Genomic DNA, 17951 nt, shown 5'->3' with positions numbered 1-17951 from the left:
AGGGATATATATATCAATTAATTCTAGCATTAAGTAGATTAACTAACTGGCCTCGATATATCTCGAGGCTTTTTTATGGTGGATATTTGGGCTTGCCTACTAAAACTTGTCGTGCAGGATAATAAATAGGTCATAATCATTGGGTGATGTAATCTAGGTGTTTTTAATAATGCTTAAATTTAGATGATGCAATGAATTGCGTTAGCGCCTCGATAGGGAGATTGAGTCATGTATTTAGAATTAGCGATATTAGCTGTTTTCGCTTTTAGCTACAGTTTAATTGCAGGCCGAGTCGAGCGATCGATGATATCTGGCCCTATGGTGTTTGTTGTCGTGGGTTTCATACTGGGACCGTCAGCTTTTGGCTGGTTGGGCAATGAACTCGGTAATTCAGCTATGCGGGTGTTTGCCGATTTAACCTTGGCTGTGGTGTTATTTTGTGATGCCTCAAACAGTAATTTATCGATATTAAAACAGCATATTAATATTCCGACGCGGATGCTGCTATATGGGCTTCCAGGTGCCATTGGGTTAGGTTTTATTGCTGGTTATCTACTGTTTCCTAATTTATCTCTATTTGAACTCGCTGCGTTGGCAACCATGTTAGCTGCAACCGATGCCGCCTTAGGTAAAGCTGTGGTTTCCAGTCCTGTAGTGCCTGCAAAAATTCGTGAAGGTCTCAATATTGAAAGTGGCTTAAATGATGGGATTTGTGTACCTATTTTATTTGTATTTCTTGCGCTTGCTGGTGGCAGTATTGCAGAAGGGCAAGTATCCCATTTAGCAATGACCTATTTAGCTGAAGAATTAGGCATTGGTTTAGCGGTGGGGTTATCAGCAAGCTTTATCGCATCAAAGTTAATCAGATACAGTTATAAGAAAAATTGGATCACTGAGGCTTGGAGCCAAAACATTGTCTTAAGTCTAGCGCTATGTTGTTTTGCTATTTCTCAACAATTGGAGGGGAGTGGTTATATTGCGGCGTTTTCTGGTGGGTTGTTGTTTGGATACTTGATGAAAGACGTCAAACATAAATTGATATTACCCACAGAAGGTATTGGCGAAATTCTCGCATTACTGACTTGGATGTTATTTGGTGCCATTGTCATTGGCAATGCTATTGAAACGTTTACTTGGACGATGCTTCTGTATGCTCTACTAAGTTTAACTGTTGTTAGAATGATACCTATCTTCATATCTTTGGGGCGAAGAGGTGAGAATGTCCCTTCAAGATTATTTTTAGGCTGGTTTGGACCCCGCGGTTTAGCATCCATTGTGTTTGTTATCATTATGCTTGATCGTGATTTGCCGGGGGGTGACTTTATTGCGATGACAGTTATTTGTACTGTTTTTATCAGTCTTATTGCCCATGGCGCGTCAGCAAATATATTAGCTAAATGGATCAGCACGCGGGTCAAATAAATGCATAGAAAGGGAAGTACTTAGCTTCCCTTTAAGCATTTCTATATCAGGCATAATAATGCCACACTTCTGCTTAATTAAATTCGCACATCATATTGAAGATTAAACATCATTTAAACTCACTGTTGTATTGCATTCCATTTTGCTAATCTACAAGTGAATTTGTTATTTAATAAAATGGAGTTTATATGACGAACAGGATTATAAAAGCGATTAAAGCTAATAAATCGATATTGTTATTTATTATCTTAATGAGTGTTTTTAGAAGTGCCGTTGCAGATTGGTATACAGTGCCGTCAGGTTCAATGAAACCGACAATCATCGAAGGTGATAGGTTATATGCTGATAAAATGGCTTATGATTTACGAGTACCGTTTACGCACATTTCGCTTTATAAGATTGCAGATCCTCAGCGCGGCGATATTATTATTTTCGAATCTACAGCTGCTGATAATAGACTGGTTAAACGTGTCATTGGCGTCCCAGGTGATGTCATTGCATTAACGGATAATGTGCTCAGCATTAATGGAAATACATTAGCCTATCAACCAATAAGTTCAACTGATTCATCCGAGGACAAAATTGAGCAATTATTTTCTGAAACTAGCACGGTTAACCATTTCGTTCGCACCAGTAACAGTGGCTCTAGGCTTTCAAATTTTTCTGAGGTTACCGTACCAGAAGGTCATTACCTAGCACTAGGCGATAACCGTGATCATAGTTCTGATTCTCGAGTGATTGGTTTTGTACCTAGAGATGAAATCATAGCCAAAACATCCAGTGTAGTAATGTCATTTGACTATGATAATTACTACATTCCACGTTCAGAGCGCTTTTTACATAGCTTAATTGAGGGCTAGTGCTTCATAAGCCAGATCATAAGCTTTGCCCAAGTCGACTGTTTTAGGTTTGGTTGACTTATGATCTGCTTCACGCTTATCGGTAGCTCTTAACGTTGCTGGATGCACAAAATCTATTTCACAATTTAATGTAGCTAATATGGCGCCTTCTAATAAAAAAGTTCCCGCACCACCAGCTCCTTGACCTGTGGTAGAGCGTCGATTAATCACCGCTTTATTGATGTTGTTGGCGTTACAATAGTCCATAATTTGTTGTACTAGTTCTTTCACATCTTTTTGCTCAGGGTGCTTATTCAAAGCGAGCTTATTGAATTTAGCATTAACCATTTCATGACAGGTTCTGCTGCCCGTTAAAGTTACTATTCGCATTTCATTAGCTTTAAGCATGATGCCCATCACATTCATTAGATGATTCTCTTTTGTTTTTATTAATAATTCAATGCCTTATGTAAACTAATGACATTATTACTATACTGGGATAGTTTAATTTATCATAATACTGTTTATTTATACAGTATTGTTTGTAACCTGATTTGTAGATGTAACCTGATTTGTAGATGTGAAATGGGAAGTGTAAATCGCTTATATTTTACAGTGATAAAAAAGGCCATGTCGTCATGGCCTTTGTGTGATTGATTATTGTTTTAAAAAGATCCCTTTAGAGACTCAATGTTTAATAACGACTTTGCAGATGAACCCTTCGCTTACAGATAAGCTTCTAGCTAACCAATAAATAATTGTAGAATTATCACTGTTATTAATAGCGGACAAATATACTTAACGTAGACAGGCCATAAGCGCCAAAAAAAGCTATCTGGGTTAACAGAATCCTGCTGCGCAATATCTTCCATTAACTTATTTCTATGCCAAACCCAACCCATGAATATCGCAATACCTAAAGCAATTAAAGGCTGTGCTCGCTCTGTTGTTAAGGTAATGATAAGTCCGAATAATGCACTAAAGTTAAACACAATGATGCTGGCCATGATGGCGATAAAGACGCCGACAACTAACGTAGCTTTGTTGCGGTTTAATGATGTCTTTTCGACGATATAGCTGGTGGGCACTTCAACAATCGACATAGCAGAAGTTAATCCGGCAATGGTCATTAACGTAAAAAACACGATAGCGATAATATATTGACTGATGCCACCAATAGAGTCGAATAATGCAGGTAGAACACTAAACACAAGCGTATCTGAGTTGAGTAAACTGCCATCGTCTGCAAATATTTGAACGCCATTATGTTGCGCCACGTACATTGCTGGAATAATCATTAGCGCAGCAAGAAAAGCTACCATAGTGTCAGTTAACGTGACGTAAGCAGTTAATTGGCCGATGTTCTCTTGTTTATTTAGATAGGCGCCATAAACCATCATCGCTCCTGTTCCCACAGTTAATGAGAAGAAGGTTTGTCCTAAGGCACCAATTAACACATCAGCATTAAATATCATTGAAAAGTCAGGAACTAATAATACCTTTAAACCTTGCATTGCCCCTGGCTGAGTTAAGATATAAACCGCCCCTAACACCAGCATTATCAGCAACAATGGCATTAAACGCTTAGACCAACGCTCGATACCTTTTTGGATCCCTTGTCGGATCACTAGAACAACTAACGCGATAAACACTAAAGAAAAGACTAAGTTCCTTGAAACTGAAAACTCGGTAAACCAGTTTGCAATATCAGGTTGGTCTGCCATTTGTGCAATGGGTGCTAGCGCAAAACTGACAAACCAGCCAGAAAGAATACTGTAAAAGGTACAAATCAGTGTTGCTGTGATAATCGAAATCATACCGATCGTTTTACCGATCTGCTTTGATATTGCAGAGTTGCCCAGTTTTGCCATGGCATCTGCAGGGTTAGTTTGCCCATGACGACCCACCATTAGCTCAGCCATCAGCATTGGGTATCCCAGTAGGATAATGAGCAACACATATACGAGTAAAAATGCACCACCACCGTGGGTTGCTGCTTGTGTTGGGAATCCCCAAATATTACCCACACCGACAGCAGAACCTGCTGCGGCCATAATAAAACCGATTCTTGAACTAAAATGTCCGTTTGCTTGTGCACTCATGATGACTCTCTGATGAGGATGAAAATATAAAGAGCGCGCATGATAGTGTTTTATTGACGTGGTGCAATGGTTTTATATTGCTAGATTAATACCTGTGGCGATATTTAATTGCTGTATATAGAGGGTGTGCAGAAAATTAATGTGATATTTTTACATTGTTTGAAATATGTTTTCGCCATAGCAACCAAGAAGGTTTGCTGGCGCAATTTAATATATTTATACAGATTGGCACAAAGTTGATATAGCGCACATTAACTGATGGGAATGGCTGTGCTACTTTTCACTTTTTTAAGTACAAAGCTTGAATGGATCCCCGCTATATTTGGGTTTGTCGTGAGTTTATCCAGTAAGAATACTTTGTAATGCTGCATGTCTTTGACTAACACTTTAAGGTGATAGTCAGCTTCATTGCCGGTGATTAAACTGCATTCTTGAACTTCTTCATAATTAATAATATCGGCTTCAAATGCCTCTAATATGTCACTGGCGTGTTTTTCTAAGCGGATTTGAATGTACACCGTTAAGGCTAGGTTGAATTGTTCTGCATTTAATAGTGTTGCGTAACCTGCAATAAAACCAGCATCCTCTAAAGCTTTAACTCTACGAGAACACGGAGAAGGCGATAACCCCACATTGATTGCTAATTCTTGATTGGATAAGCGCCCATGGCGTTGTAGCGCTGAGAGAATCGCGAAATCAATTTTGTCTAAGGTGAGTTGTGTCATGGTGCTCCTAGTAAGGTTCTCGATAATTGGCAATCCGACAATTACAGATAACTTAGCAAGCAAGATAAAAAATTACATAGAATTATAATCCTCATGACGTGTGAAGTAACGACTTCTTATGCTGTAGACATAAAAAAACACCCGAAGGTGTTTTTGATACTTTCATCATGTTTAGCAATCACTGTGCTAAAAATCGCAAATTCAATGTAGGGCGAATGAGACAGGAAAGGGGATATCTCATTCGCCCTTATTGAACTGGTTAGCAACGTACTTGTTAGCTACGTGCTGTATTGCTTTAAGCCTTACTATCACTGTTGGGGCAATGACAGTAAGGCAACATGGATTAAACGAGCTTAGAAAGCATATTGCACGCTGCCGCCAAAGAAACGGTTCCAATCACGAGGGTAGAAGGCTTGTCCATAACCTTCTTGGTTGGTGTTTTGACGTGTGGTATATGGCTTGTCGAATAAGTTCTTCACATATAGGCTGAAACGTAAATTGTCTTGCCCAAAGTTAAAGTATAAATCCCAAATACTTGAAGAAGGATTAGCATTTTGATCAAGCGCTAGCTCATTAATAGTTTGTGTATGCGCACCGTTATAACGCCAAGCTGCTTGTACGTTACCATTCCAGCCCGTGTTACCGAATTCAGTTGAGTATTTCAATGTACTAAATACTTGCTGCTCAGCATTATTCGGGAAAGAAAGGCCTGTTTGATCAAATGTTTGACGACCGGTTACAGGATCAGTGTTACAACGATCTGCTAATTCGCCACCATCACCTGCAGGACAGTTAATTGGTGTATCTGAGAAATCTTCGTAACGCGCATCAAAAATGGCGTAACTTGCGGTCCAACGTAAATCTTCTGTGATATCAACTATCGCATCAGCTTCGAAACCCGTTGAGCGTGCTTCTTTTGCATTCACGTAGCCTGCGAAAACGATATTCTCTTCTTCATCAATCACACGTGTTGCGCGTACTTGATAATCTTCAACTGTCATATCAAAGTAAGTGATGTTGAATAGTACGTCATTATCAAAAAAGCCAGTACGTAAACCAACTTCAAAGTTACTTGATTGCTCAGGTTTTGTTGGGAATTGATCAGCATCTAATGGGTTAGTATTTGTAGTAACAAAATACGAAGAACCTTTATAACCCGTTGAGTAATTGACGTAAGCACGAATTGAATTGGTAAAGTCGTAACCCACAACAGCCTTGTAAATAAATGCATCATCAGAATCTGAGAACTTGGTTTTTTCAGTTTGACGCTTAATCAATGAAGGATCTGTTTGAGACATTGCTAACACATCAGCGTATGTATCCATACCGATCCCATCTGATGGTGCAAACAAATCAGTACGCTCGAACGTTGCTTCACCTTCTTCATGCAGAGCACGGAATCCGAAAGTGGCATCTAGTTGATCTGTAATTTGGTATTCAAATTGACCGAAGATGGCAAAGTTTTCGAAGTTAGTGGTGAAGTTACCACCAGAGAGCAAACGACCTGGATTTAGGTCGGCCATCATGCTTTCGTCAAACTGTTGACCTTCGTACATGCTTAAGAAGTTTCTTGTAGACTGGCGATCGTAACAACCAGATAACTCGCCGCCATTGATAAAGCCGAAGTTACCAGCGATACAACCATCTCGGTTTTCTGAACGTTGACCTTCAGTGTTGTGATAAAACAAACCTACAATCCAATCAAATTTTTCATTATCGAATGAGCTTAAACGAATTTCTTGTTGGTTCACGATAACAGATTCATTACCGCCAAATGCTGAGCGCTCTAGTGGGAAGTTTAAAGTGAAAAAACCTGAACTGTTATATAGGTCGAAGTCTCGGTAGCTACCATTATATGAAAGGGTTAAGTCATCATTAAGGTAATAGTCAGCAGCAATAGAAAAACCGAGGTTTTCAGTTGAACCATAGTTTGCTTCGGGGTTACGAGCAGTAACAGGTTTACCTGTATCATCAAAAGATTTTGAAGAATTGATACGGTTATAAGTTGTGCCTTCAATGATGCCATCATCTTTAATGTTGATGATAGGTTTAGGGCCGTAATCTGGATTAACCGGACCAATCTGTGTCATTGAACAACAGTTACTGTCAGTTTCTGCATATTCAGCACGGAATAAGATATTAAATTGCTCGCCATCATCATAAAGAAGTTGACCACGTAAACCTGATTGATCTTTTTCACCAATTTTATAATCTTCATGACCAGGCATTGTATTGTCAATCCAACCGTCAACTTCGCTCCACTGTGCGTTCATTCGAAACGCCCAATTGTCAGAGAAGGGCACATTCACTACGCCACTAACATTTATACCATTGTCTTGGGTGAGTTCGGTTCTAACTTTACCGCTAACGCCATTTAAATTAGGCTTTTTGGTCACATAATGCAGCATACCGGTTGAGGTGTTTTGACCAAATAAGGTGCCTTGAGGACCACGTAACGCTTCAACACGTTCAACATCGGCAACCGCAAGGTTTAGCATAGATTGACGGGGTAATACTTCACCATCAATAACCACAAGGTTTGAAGATTGCAAACCGATAGAGTTAGTAAAAGTACCAATACCACGGGTTTTTAATGTTGTTGTTCTAATTTCAGTACTGTCATCGATACCAAAGCCCGGTAGGTATTTAACGAGGTCGAAACCGTCTTGGACACCCATTTTTTCGACTAAATCACCATCCAAAACTTCAATAGAGACGGGAACATCTTTTAGTGCCTGCTCACGTTTTTGAGCGCTTACCATGATGACTTCAATGTCTTTAGTTGAAACCGCTTCTTCATTAGGCGCATCTACAACTTCCGCAGCATATAGGTTGCTTGAGAAGGCTGCAAAAGAACAACCAGCCAGCAATATTGCTTTATGCAATTTACTATATTTAGGCATTTTCTTACTCCGTGTATTTATTATTTATGTCTTATTGCGGGAAATAAATTCCCCCCCCATACAAATCAGAACTTGGTAAACCACGACTTAATGTTTACAGCGTATTTAAATAAGCTTGTTAGTATATGTATAAAAAACAGGCAATACAGTTCATATGAAGTATTTAAACATATGATGTTTAAATGTGCAACATGTTAAATATTTGTTGTTATTACGGTGCTATAGCATTGATTTATTATCATTTATCAGAGAAATTGTCGGGTTTTGTGGTGGTTTTGTAAATGAAATTTGTTAAAAATACTTCTTCAATCGAATAGGAATTCGTTAAAATTTTGGCGATTTTTGTATGAAATGTTTGCTGTATCAACAAAGGTAATAGGCTTTTAGTTAATATTTTTGTTTGATATATATTCCGAGAAAATAAATTTAAGTTTCTATAATTACAGGGTAAAAAGTATTGATCGCACCAAATGTATGCTCTTTAGTCTCCATTTGTTGTGCCATAAATGATTGGTTGGTACAACATACTGTTTACAAGTGTAAACATCATATGTTTAAATATTTGTAACGTTTTACTGTTTGTTAATTGTTAAGTTAATGTGAGGCAAACTTGGTCTAATACTTTAGACGAGGTTTAGCTGCTTACCTGGCGTGATTTGTCACTGATTTTGATAGTTGAAGTTTGGCACCGTTTGTAGAAGTGCCAAACATGGCTAGTCATTATGAGCCAACGCTTCATTAGACAGCTTTGCGCGAACAAACAATATTAACGATGACAGTCGTTGTGAATACATGGAGCAGTTTCTAAATGAAAGTAAGAATAATCAAAAGCGTAGTGATATTGTCTAGCCTGTTAACCCTTAACGTCTATGCGCAAGGTGAGACGAGACAACAAACACAGAAACAGTCTGAAGCGAAGCTCACTACTGCGACTGACAAACCAAATATCATTCTCATTTTTGCCGATGATGCCGGCTATGGCGACTTTGGCTTTCAAGGCAGTCAAATCATGCAAACCCCGCATTTAGACAATATTGCAGAGCAAGGGGTTATTTTTAGTCAAGGCTATGTGAGTGATGCAACCTGTGGTCCATCGAGAGCTGGATTAATGACAGGTAAATATCAGCAAAGATTTGGCTACGAAGAAATCAACGTACCGGGTTTTATGAGTGATAACTCAGCGTTATTAGGGCCTGAAATGGGCTTGCCAGTTGATCAAACAACCATGGCAGACTACTTAAAAGAACAAGGTTATAAAACTGCCGTATTGGGTAAGTGGCATTTAGGCAGCGCCGAACGGTTCCATCCATTAAACCGCGGTTTTGACGAGTTTTTAGGTTTTAGAGGTGGCGATCGCAGTTACTTTAAATACCCAAAACAAATTGAAAATGACCCTAACAGCACTATGTATGACAAACAACTAGAACGCGGAATAGGCCATTTTGAAGAAAGAGAAGGCTACTTAACGGACATTCTTGGCCAAGCCGCTGCAGACTTTATTGAGCAAAATAAACACGATCCATTTTTCATCTATCTTGCCTTTAATGCTGTGCACACTCCGATGGAGTCAAAGCCTGATGATCTACTTAAATTCCCAAAATTATCGGGAAAACAACAAGAGTTAGCCGCCATGACCTTAGCCATGGATAGAGCAACCGGCATAGTGATGAACAAACTTGAAGCACTCGATTTAGCTGATAATACTATCGTGGTATTTACCAATGATAATGGTGGTCCAACCGATAAAAACGCATCGAACAATGCACCATTAGCAGGCACGAAATCTAATCATTTAGAAGGTGGGATCCGTGTGCCATTTATCATGAGCTGGCCAGCAAAAATTAAATCTAATCAACGTTATGACTATCCAGTTAGTACCTTAGATTTATTACCTACTTTTGTTGCAGCCGCAGGTGGTGCTGATAAAGTAACAGATACTGACGGCGTTGATTTGCTGCCTTATATAAACGGCGACAATGTAAGTCGACCGCATCAACAGATGTTCTGGAAAAAAGAAACGCGCGCTGTGATTCGCGATCAAGATTGGAAGCTTATTCGTTTTCCTGATAGACCTGCAGAGTTATATAACTTAGCTGATGATATTGGCGAGCAACACAATCTTGCAGCAGCAGAGCCTGAGCGCGTTAAAAAGATGTTCAAAGATTTGTTTACTTGGGAGCTCACTTTAGAGCGTCCGCGCTGGTTATTAAAGCGTAAGTTTGAAAAATACGATATGGACAGAATGGATAAATATCGTTTGCCAGCGACGCAGTAAGCTAAGTTACTTTAACTAAGTTCTTTTACTTTAGCCAAGAGCCTGTTAACTAGCGTAAAAAGTTAAATTATTGGCAAGTAGATTAACTGGCTTCGGTGTAGTCATCGGCAAGAACAGAATAACCGCAAAAATAATGATAATAATTAGATGGTGCATTTAAATGAAAATTGAATCTGTAGAAGCGCTGCTAGGCTGTGTTGGTAGTCGTAATCAGTTACTTGTAAAAGTAGTAACAGAATGCGGAATTATCGGCTGGGGAGAGTCTGGTTTATCTAACCGTGAATATGCAGTGATGGGCGCTGTTAAACACTTTGCCCAGTTTTTAAAAGGCAAAGATGCAAGACAAATAGGTCGTATTTGGCAAGAGCTTTATCGAAGCCACTACTTTGAAGGTGGCAGGGTAATAACAGCTGCCATATCAGCAATTGATATTGCGCTTTACGATATTTTGGGTAAAAAGCTAAATGTACCTGTTTATCAACTGTTAGGGGGTAAACAGCGAGACAATATTCCTTGTTTTGCTTGTTGCTATACTGAGGCAGATCCTGACCGTTTAGATGAACTCGTGAACGAAGCTAAAGCGCTAATAGAACTAGGCTGGACCACAATTCGTGTGATCCCAAGTCGCTTTGACGATCCTAAATTATTTGAACCACAAGAGTCTATTACTCGCACAGCACGTTGTTTAAATGAGCTACGCAAAATTCTTGGACCAGATATTACCTTGGGGATTGATTATCACCATAGACTAAGTGTGGCGGAAACGGCTTCATTTTGTCAGCGATTAGCACCAGATACGCTGGACTTTATCGAAGAACCTATTCGCAATGAATCACCTGATGCTTATAAAACACTGCGCACCATGACAAATATTCCGTTTGCTATTGGTGAAGAGTTTAGTTCGAAATGGGCGGCCAAACCTTATATTGAACAAGGGTTAACTCAATATCTACGTGTCGATGTTTGTAATATTGGTGGCCTAACTGAAGCGATGAAAGTCGCAGGGTGGGCTGAAGCGCATTATATAGATGTGATGCCTCACAACCCATTAGGGCCGGTCTGTACAGCTGCAACAAATCACTTTGCCGCAGCTTTAGCTAATTTTAGTTTAATGGAAACCCATCAAGGACCATTCAGTCCATTCGGAGCCCATGACACTAATTTATTCCCATTACAGCACGAACTTGAAGGTAACGTTTTTATGTTGCCAGATGTTCCAGGTTTGGGTGTAGAAGTAAATGAAGCGGCATTTAGACAAGCAACCCCCATAGAGACAGAAGCCCCACATTTAAGTAAACGTGATGGTTCACATACTAATTGGTAATCAGAATTATTCTGAAAGTGGCGCAAAATACCACAGGCGAATCAAAGGAATAACATGAGCAGTCAGGTTTTTGATAGTAGAGTTAATTATGTTGGCGAGAGCCCACTGTGGCACCCTTTAACTGACACTTTATATTGGGTCGACTTCCCTAATAAGCAGTTGATGAGTAGAAAAGGTGAACAGACTAGCCAGCATACGTTTGATCAAATGGTGACGGCAATAGGTTGGGTCGATCAAAACCACTTAGTCATAGCCACTGAAACGGGCTTGTATAGATTCAATCTCGATACGAAACAAACGCAGTTAATAGTGCATGTTGAGCATCAAGTTAGCTCGAATCGCAGTAATGACGGCAGAGCCGATCCTTGGGGCGGTTTTTGGATTGGCACTATGGATAATGACGCAACGCCAAACAAAGGCTGTTTTTATCGCTATTACCAAGGTCAACTTAAGACCATAATTACCGATTTAACCATTCCCAATGGCATGTGCTTTGATAAATCACGTCAGCGCGCATATTACGCCGATTCGGCCGCGCAAAAAATGTATTGGATTAGCTTAGATGCCGTTACAGGTTGGCCTGTTGATGAATTTTCTGATTCAGAGCTTAGACGTCGAGATGCAAGGCTATTCTTTGACTTTTCAGACTCAGCAGTGTCGCCAGATGGTGCGATTGTAGATGCAGAGGGTAATGTTTGGGTGTCATTATGGGATGGTGGTTGTATAGTTTGCCTTTCGCCAGAAGGTAAAGAGCTCGAAAGGGTAGATACCGGTACATCAAGACCAACTTGTCCGGCATTTGGCGGAGAACTCGCGGATAAATTATTTACTACCTCAGCACAATGTGGACTCGAGGAAGCGCCAGTTACCGCAAATATCCATGGCACGACAATCCTGTTAGATACTAAAGTCAAAGGGCTATTTGAGCCTGCTGTGAACCTAACGGAATAAGACTGTCAGTTAATAAAGGGGTAAATTACTGACAGTGTTATCTTCACACTCGTGTGGGTCACTCTACTTCTTCAAATTAGCGATTTGAGCTAAGCATGCTACTCAACGTAATCAAGCAGCTAGCTATAGCTTGGTTTTGCTTCGCTACACATTTTGGACTAGCATTATCAGCCCTGTGTTGAAGCTTTTGCACTTTACACTTTACACTTTACACTTTACACAAGGAGAGCGTTATCGAATACGCAGAAGAGTTCTCAAAACCTGAAAAGTTTAAGAGGATATTTTTATTTCTTCTATTGGCTGTGCTGATACTCATAATTAATGAAAAGTGGTACCTCCCTTTTATTAATGAGTATGTTGATACTGTACATTGCCGAACTCTGTTCGGTTACTCTGGGATCACAGTCATGTGGCATGCTTTATTTGTAGGTTTACCGCTATTCAGTGCCGTCAGAATCGGTTTGGTTACTGTACCTCTTGGATATAAAGGCATTATTCATAAACAGTTTCCGCCTAAAGGGGTAAAAGTATATAAACCCACTCCAATTCTGCGAGGCTGGAAAGCAAGTGCTAAGTCAATATTTCACCTTTTAATACTTAGCTTATTTATATTATTTTCTGTTTGGGGTTATTTCCAAGTAGAGCAAATGCCACACGAAATACCAGATGATTTTGATTTAAGTGTTTGTGAAACGAATAAGTAATTTTGAATGAAGTCAGACAGATATAGGCTAGGCGTAACGTTATGCAGAGTTAACACTTTTATCTGACTACAAACTTGTTGTTTCAGCACAAAAATCGTCTCCAGCCTGTTCATAACAATCAATTGAAAGACACGGCTAAACAGTATTGCGCTTATGCTTATACACTCGATAGATATTTGCAGAGTAATTTATCCTTCCTAACTTCGTTTTTCTTTACTGATTTCTTCACCGCTATTTATACGTTTAAAATGTGTATTTTGTAAAAAATAAATGTAGTAACAACCTGAAAAGTAAAGTAAGTTACAATCAATTATCGTTGTACTCTGCCATCACCATTAGTCAGATTATTTGATAGTCGATTCAACTATTTTGAATTCCTTATTGCTCTCAGTTGTATCCACTCCACTTAATATCCCAATGTTAATATCCCAATGTTAATATAGTCAACAAACATGTTGCCTATTGAAACATCATATGTTTAAATCTTGTTAATGGAATGATTCATTCTTTATTTTGTATTTGAAAATATCAGCTTTTAATTTGCGTTATTGCATATATAAAGATGTTTTCTGACAGGGTAATTAAGAAACAAGATGTGGGGATATCACTTTGCTAGAAACAACAATGTCAGAAACGGCGTCTACTGGTAATAAGCGGGCCGATAACAAACTGACTGATAAAAATAAGCACTTTCAAGCGATTAAATTTTCAATGATTGCCGCATTTGGTGGCTTTGTATTTGGTTTAGATGCTGCGAATATTTCTGGAGCACTAAGATTTGTTAGCTCTCAATTTGAGTTAACCAGTTTACAAACAGGTAACGTCGTAGGTTGTGCCATTGTTGGTGTTATTCTAGCTTTGTTCTTCACTGGTAGCTTATGTCAGCGTTTTGGTCGTAAAAAGGTGTTGCTTGGCATTGCACTCACGTACTCGTTATCTACTGTTATTTCTTCATTCGCCAACAGTTATGAAATGCTAGTAGTAGGGCGGTTTATTGGTGGTGTGGCATTTGCTTCAATCACTGTTTCGGCCATGTATATTGGTGAAATAGCCCCTGCAAAACAGCGCGGTCAATTTGTCTCTGTTAATCAGCTGCTTATTACTTTAGGCAGTTTGATTGCATTTGTTATTAACTATTTTCTTGTTAGCTCTATGGGCAGCATTGAATCATTAACGGATGAGAATATTTGGCGTTTAATGCTCGGCTTCGAGATTGTGCCAAATATTATTTGGTTTTCGTTATTGCTTACCATCCCGGAATCACCACGTTGGTTACTGAGCAAGCAGCGAGATGATGAGGCTAAAGCTGTATTTGAGCAAATCACTGCACAAGGTGAAGTCAGTGAGTTAATGACTGATATTAAGCAAACCATTAAACAAGACAGTACAAATACTGTCGTACAGCAGCTTAAATTACTGTTTAGCAAACCAATGCGGTTTTTAGTTATTATTGCTGTTGTGTATGCCGTTGTTCAAGGCGCGACAGGGATGAATGCGGTGCTGTTTTATGCGCCAACTGTATTTGAGCAAATTGGTATGAGTGTAGAAGATACTTTTTTACAAACTATTGTATTAGGTGGAGTTTCAGTACTGTTTACTTTAGTCGCAATTTTTACCGTAGAAAAATTAGGTAGGAAAGTACTTACGGTATCAGGCCTTTTATTGATTGTGTTAGCGCATGGATCAATTTGGTACGGTTTTGATAACGCGAGTTATCAAATTAGCCAGCCTGTTATTCAAAAAGTGGCACTGCAACAGGTCGATGCTGACAAATTATTACCATTTTTGGGTAAAACCTATGACACAGATGTAGCATTAAAAGCAGATTTGGCCAGTGTGTATACTAAAAAAGAATTGCCTTTGATCAGTGGTGTGGTGATTAACGAATCAATAACCATCAACCCAGCATTTGTTTTATTTGGCTTATTCGCATTTTTAGCGGCATTTAATATGTCAATTGGCCCAATTATGTGGGTCATATTCTCTGAAATATTTTCTAGCCGAGTGAGAAGTGTGGCGCTGCCTTTTGCTGCACTAGTGCAAAGTATTTCAAGTTGGAGTATTCAACAGTTTTTCCCGTGGCAATTAGAAAACATGGGCGCTGCGAATACCTTTTTATACTATGGCGGCGTTGCGTTTATCGGTTGTATTGTCATGGCGTTGATTTTGCCTGAAACAAAAGGCAAGACCATTGAAGCGATTGAGCGTGAATTGGTACACGAGCGTTAACACTAACTTTAACAGGGTGTTTACTGTCTCGTTAACTGGTTTGCTTACAGTTCTTAATCATAGTGTGAAAACCTAACTAATTAAAAAAAAAGAGAATAATATGTCTGATCGTTTAATGGGTGAAGTAGCCATTATTACCGGTGGTGCTGACGGTATTGGCTGCACCATTGCTGAAGAATTTTGTCAGCAGGGGGCTAAAGTTTGCGTAGCAGATATGAACCAAACATTAGGTCAACAAGTGGTCGATAAACTGGTTGCTCAAGGTCATCAGGCTATTTTCGCATTTGTAGATATTGCAGATGAAGATTTGGTCAATGCAATGGTAGCAAAAACAGTTAAGGAGTTAGGTGAGCCTACAGTGTTAATTAATAATGCCGCCTTAATTAGTCCTGGTAACCAAATTGATGATGTGTCGGTCGATGCTTGGAAGAAAAGTTTTTCAGTTAATGTCGATGGAATGTGGTATTGCAGCAAAGCTGTGTATCCATACATGAAACAAAATGGCCGCGGCAGTATTGTTAATATTGGTTCAGTGCACTCGTTTAAAATTGTACCCGGTTATTTCCCGTATGCGGTTACCAAGCATGCAGTCATAGGCCTGACACGTAATTTAGCTGTCGAATTTGCTGACAGTAACATTCGCGTGAATGCACTTTGCCCTGGGATGATTGAAACGCCAATGGCATTTAAATCTTGGGACGCAACTGACGATCCGCAGAGCTCTCGTCAAGCTATGGCTGAGGTGCATCCTTTAAAGCGTAACGGCACTACCAGTGAAATAGCAAAACCGGCTTTATTTCTAGCCAGTCAAGATTCAAGTTTTATGACAGGTCAAAGCCTTGTCGTCGATGGTGGTCGCTCAGTTATTTATCATGATTAAAAGCGCATTGTTTTGGGCGATTGTCGATGAGCGCTTTTTGATAGGCACATGCTGTACAGTGTTTAGCGTTAATCTGCAGTGTTAAAGTTAATTTATTCTAAAATTGATGGCTTTGAAGCAATCACAATAGCTAATAACCAAGTGTCTATGACTGTCATGCCTCAACTTGGGGGCAAAATCATTTCCCTTAAGTCCGTTACCATGCAGCATGAATGGCTACAACAAACGCCATACGGCCAGCTTAGCAAAGCTCAATATGGTGATTCGTTTGTTGATGGTAATGACATAGGTGGCTGGGATGAGTGTTTCCCAAGTATTAGCCAGGAAATCTATTCCCACCCTAACTACAGTCACGTCAAAATTCCCGATCATGGTGAGTTATGGTGTATGCCATGGCAAGTTAGCAAAGTCGCTGAAATTAATGGGTATGTAGCTGTGACTCTGCTTTGCACAAGTAAACAATTACCGTATACATTTGAGAGAACCATCAGTTTAAGTACTGAAAGTGATTATTTTACAATTGAGTATTGTGTAACTAATCACGGAGCAGATGATTTACCATTTGTCTGGTCTATGCACCCTATATTCGCAGCTAAAGAGGGGATGACTATTCAATTATCTGAATCTATCCACCAATTCCGGGCTGACAGTGGTTTTAAAGACTTTTTTAATTCCTCACAACGACACATAAACTGGCTTTATTTTGGTGAATCAACCGATAAAGTGGTTAGCCTTGCTGACGTAATGCCTGAATCTAGCCAATTTGCTAGTAAACTATTCAGTAATGAGTTAGTTCGGCAAATACCTGAAGATAGTAATCAACTGGTTGAAGTCGCGCTCTTTGAACCAGAGCGCAAGCAGATGTGTGGTTTTCGCTTTAATCGAGGTGAGATTTCACATTTTGGCTTATGGCTTAATTATTGTGGTTGGTCAGGCAGTGATTTAGCGCCCGCTTATGTCATTGGCTTAGAGCCTTGTTTAGGAAGTGCGGATTCATTAAAAGAGGCTGTTGAACGAGATTCTGTAGCAGTTCTTCTTGCAAACAGTTGTCGTAAATGGTCCATCGAGTGCTTTATTAAAGGGTAATTGTTCAGACCTATCTCTTTCGCTTTGTGTCGCAAGTTAAACATGAAAAGCAATCACTATTACGGAGACATTCATTAAGGTCATTTCTTTTTTACTATTTAACAGCACCTATATGCTAACGTTAACAATTTATCCTGCTATGGACCTTTCTTTCATAGTCTCATGCTTATTCTATTCTTAATTGATTGAATTTATGATAGTTTAAATCTTGTATTTAATTTGAAAAGGAACTTCAATGCTTATAATAGAACTGTTTGTAAAATCATTATTGTGGCTTTCAATCGCACTGTCTCCAACGTTATTATGTGCAGGTATTGGCGCAGTATTAAGCCTATATCTAACTGGAGAGTTAACAGGTGTGATATTACCTGTTTGCACAGCTATTGGTTTTATCTTAGGTAGTCACTGGGCCGAAACCGTTCGCAAAGGTGTTGGTTTGTCGGAGTATTTAGGTCGCTTAGTGAGCAGTCAAAATGATGCCAAAGGTAAGTCCAAATAAATACTAATAGCA

General features: G+C 39.4%; 14 protein-coding genes. 10 read left to right on the top strand and 4 right to left on the bottom strand.

What is annotated here, in order from left to right; all coding sequences use genetic code 11:
* Nucleotides 1-228: 228 nt before the first annotated feature.
* Nucleotides 229-1422 carry a sodium:proton antiporter gene (locus Q4600_RS02470; RefSeq protein ID WP_102435612.1) on the top strand — a complete coding sequence of 398 codons (1194 nt, stop codon included), beginning with the start codon at nucleotides 229-231 and terminating at the stop codon, nucleotides 1420-1422.
* A gap of 188 nt (nucleotides 1423-1610) precedes the next feature.
* Nucleotides 1611-2282 (top strand): signal peptidase I, encoded by a 672-nt coding sequence (gene lepB / locus Q4600_RS02465; protein ID WP_303517662.1) that lies wholly within the window; start codon nucleotides 1611-1613, stop codon nucleotides 2280-2282.
* Here the strand turns inward: lepB and Q4600_RS02460 are convergent.
* From Q4600_RS02460 to Q4600_RS02445, 4 genes are all read right to left on the bottom strand, one after another.
* Entirely contained in the window at nucleotides 2268-2678 is a 411-nt protein-coding gene (locus Q4600_RS02460; RefSeq protein WP_303517708.1) for a DUF3010 family protein, read from the bottom strand. The genes lepB and Q4600_RS02460 overlap by 15 nt on opposite strands.
* Nucleotides 2679-3004: 326 nt before the next feature.
* Complete coding sequence (locus tag Q4600_RS02455; RefSeq protein WP_303517660.1) at nucleotides 3005-4363, bottom strand: sodium-dependent transporter; 1359 nt, start codon at nucleotides 4361-4363, stop codon at nucleotides 3005-3007.
* 251 nt (nucleotides 4364-4614) lie between these two features.
* Nucleotides 4615-5088, bottom strand: a complete 474-nt coding sequence (locus tag Q4600_RS02450) for an Lrp/AsnC family transcriptional regulator (RefSeq protein WP_102527205.1) — start codon at nucleotides 5086-5088, stop codon at nucleotides 4615-4617.
* A 353-nt stretch (nucleotides 5089-5441) separates the two neighbouring features.
* On the bottom strand, nucleotides 5442-7991 hold the full coding sequence (locus Q4600_RS02445; RefSeq protein WP_102527206.1) for a TonB-dependent receptor: 2550 nt from the start codon (nucleotides 7989-7991) through the stop codon (nucleotides 5442-5444).
* An 808-nt stretch (nucleotides 7992-8799) separates the two neighbouring features.
* On the opposite strand from Q4600_RS02445, the gene Q4600_RS02440 reads away from it, so the two are divergent.
* The 8 genes from Q4600_RS02440 (at nucleotide 8800) to Q4600_RS02405 (ending at nucleotide 17939) form a co-directional block, all read left to right on the top strand.
* Complete coding sequence (locus tag Q4600_RS02440) at nucleotides 8800-10266, top strand: sulfatase (protein WP_102527207.1); 1467 nt, start codon at nucleotides 8800-8802, stop codon at nucleotides 10264-10266.
* Nucleotides 10267-10426: 160 nt separating this feature from the next.
* Nucleotides 10427-11590: a mandelate racemase/muconate lactonizing enzyme family protein gene (locus tag Q4600_RS02435; RefSeq protein ID WP_102527208.1), complete on the top strand. Its 1164-nt coding sequence runs from the start codon at nucleotides 10427-10429 to the stop codon at nucleotides 11588-11590.
* 54 nt (nucleotides 11591-11644) lie between these two features.
* Complete coding sequence (locus Q4600_RS02430) at nucleotides 11645-12541, top strand: SMP-30/gluconolactonase/LRE family protein (protein ID WP_303517653.1); 897 nt, start codon at nucleotides 11645-11647, stop codon at nucleotides 12539-12541.
* A 407-nt stretch (nucleotides 12542-12948) separates the two neighbouring features.
* The gene (locus Q4600_RS02425; RefSeq protein ID WP_303517651.1) at nucleotides 12949-13245 is read left to right on the top strand and encodes a hypothetical protein; all 297 of its coding nucleotides are present in this window, start codon (nucleotides 12949-12951) and stop codon (nucleotides 13243-13245) included.
* Nucleotides 13246-13854: 609 nt separating this feature from the next.
* Entirely contained in the window at nucleotides 13855-15474 is a 1620-nt protein-coding gene (locus Q4600_RS02420; protein WP_241903427.1) for an MFS transporter, read from the top strand.
* A gap of 100 nt (nucleotides 15475-15574) precedes the next feature.
* Nucleotides 15575-16354, top strand: a complete 780-nt coding sequence (locus tag Q4600_RS02415) for a glucose 1-dehydrogenase (protein ID WP_102527211.1) — start codon at nucleotides 15575-15577, stop codon at nucleotides 16352-16354.
* Between the two features lie 78 nt (nucleotides 16355-16432).
* Nucleotides 16433-17440 carry a hypothetical protein gene (locus Q4600_RS02410; protein WP_303517645.1) on the top strand — a complete coding sequence of 336 codons (1008 nt, stop codon included), beginning with the start codon at nucleotides 16433-16435 and terminating at the stop codon, nucleotides 17438-17440.
* Between the two features lie 235 nt (nucleotides 17441-17675).
* Nucleotides 17676-17939: a hypothetical protein gene (locus Q4600_RS02405; protein WP_102527213.1), complete on the top strand. Its 264-nt coding sequence runs from the start codon at nucleotides 17676-17678 to the stop codon at nucleotides 17937-17939.
* Nucleotides 17940-17951 lie beyond the last annotated feature (12 nt).

Source organism: Shewanella sp. 2_MG-2023 (assembly GCF_030548905.1).
GTDB classification, from domain to species: Bacteria; Pseudomonadota; Gammaproteobacteria; order Enterobacterales; family Shewanellaceae; genus Shewanella; species Shewanella electrodiphila.
The sequence above is the reverse complement of the archived record's forward strand: the minus strand, read 5'-3'. Positions and strand labels throughout refer to the sequence as shown.

Bases quoted from the DNA above. Each gene is read 5' to 3' on its own strand.
- Q4600_RS02470 (WP_102435612.1), top strand. From the start codon at position 229: ATGTATTTAGAATTAGCGATATTAGCTGTTTTCGCTTTTAGCTACAGT.
- lepB (WP_303517662.1), top strand. From the start codon at position 1,611: ATGACGAACAGGATTATAAAAGCGATTAAAGCTAATAAATCGATATTG.
- Q4600_RS02460 (WP_303517708.1), bottom strand. From the start codon at position 2,678: ATGGGCATCATGCTTAAAGCTAATGAAATGCGAATAGTAACTTTAACG.
- Q4600_RS02455 (WP_303517660.1), bottom strand. From the start codon at position 4,363: ATGAGTGCACAAGCAAACGGACATTTTAGTTCAAGAATCGGTTTTATT.
- Q4600_RS02450 (WP_102527205.1), bottom strand. From the start codon at position 5,088: ATGACACAACTCACCTTAGACAAAATTGATTTCGCGATTCTCTCAGCG.
- Q4600_RS02445 (WP_102527206.1), bottom strand. From the start codon at position 7,991: ATGCCTAAATATAGTAAATTGCATAAAGCAATATTGCTGGCTGGTTGT.
- Q4600_RS02440 (WP_102527207.1), top strand. From the start codon at position 8,800: ATGAAAGTAAGAATAATCAAAAGCGTAGTGATATTGTCTAGCCTGTTA.
- Q4600_RS02435 (WP_102527208.1), top strand. From the start codon at position 10,427: ATGAAAATTGAATCTGTAGAAGCGCTGCTAGGCTGTGTTGGTAGTCGT.
- Q4600_RS02430 (WP_303517653.1), top strand. From the start codon at position 11,645: ATGAGCAGTCAGGTTTTTGATAGTAGAGTTAATTATGTTGGCGAGAGC.
- Q4600_RS02425 (WP_303517651.1), top strand. From the start codon at position 12,949: ATGTGGCATGCTTTATTTGTAGGTTTACCGCTATTCAGTGCCGTCAGA.
- Q4600_RS02415 (WP_102527211.1), top strand. From the start codon at position 15,575: ATGTCTGATCGTTTAATGGGTGAAGTAGCCATTATTACCGGTGGTGCT.
- Q4600_RS02405 (WP_102527213.1), top strand. From the start codon at position 17,676: ATGCTTATAATAGAACTGTTTGTAAAATCATTATTGTGGCTTTCAATC.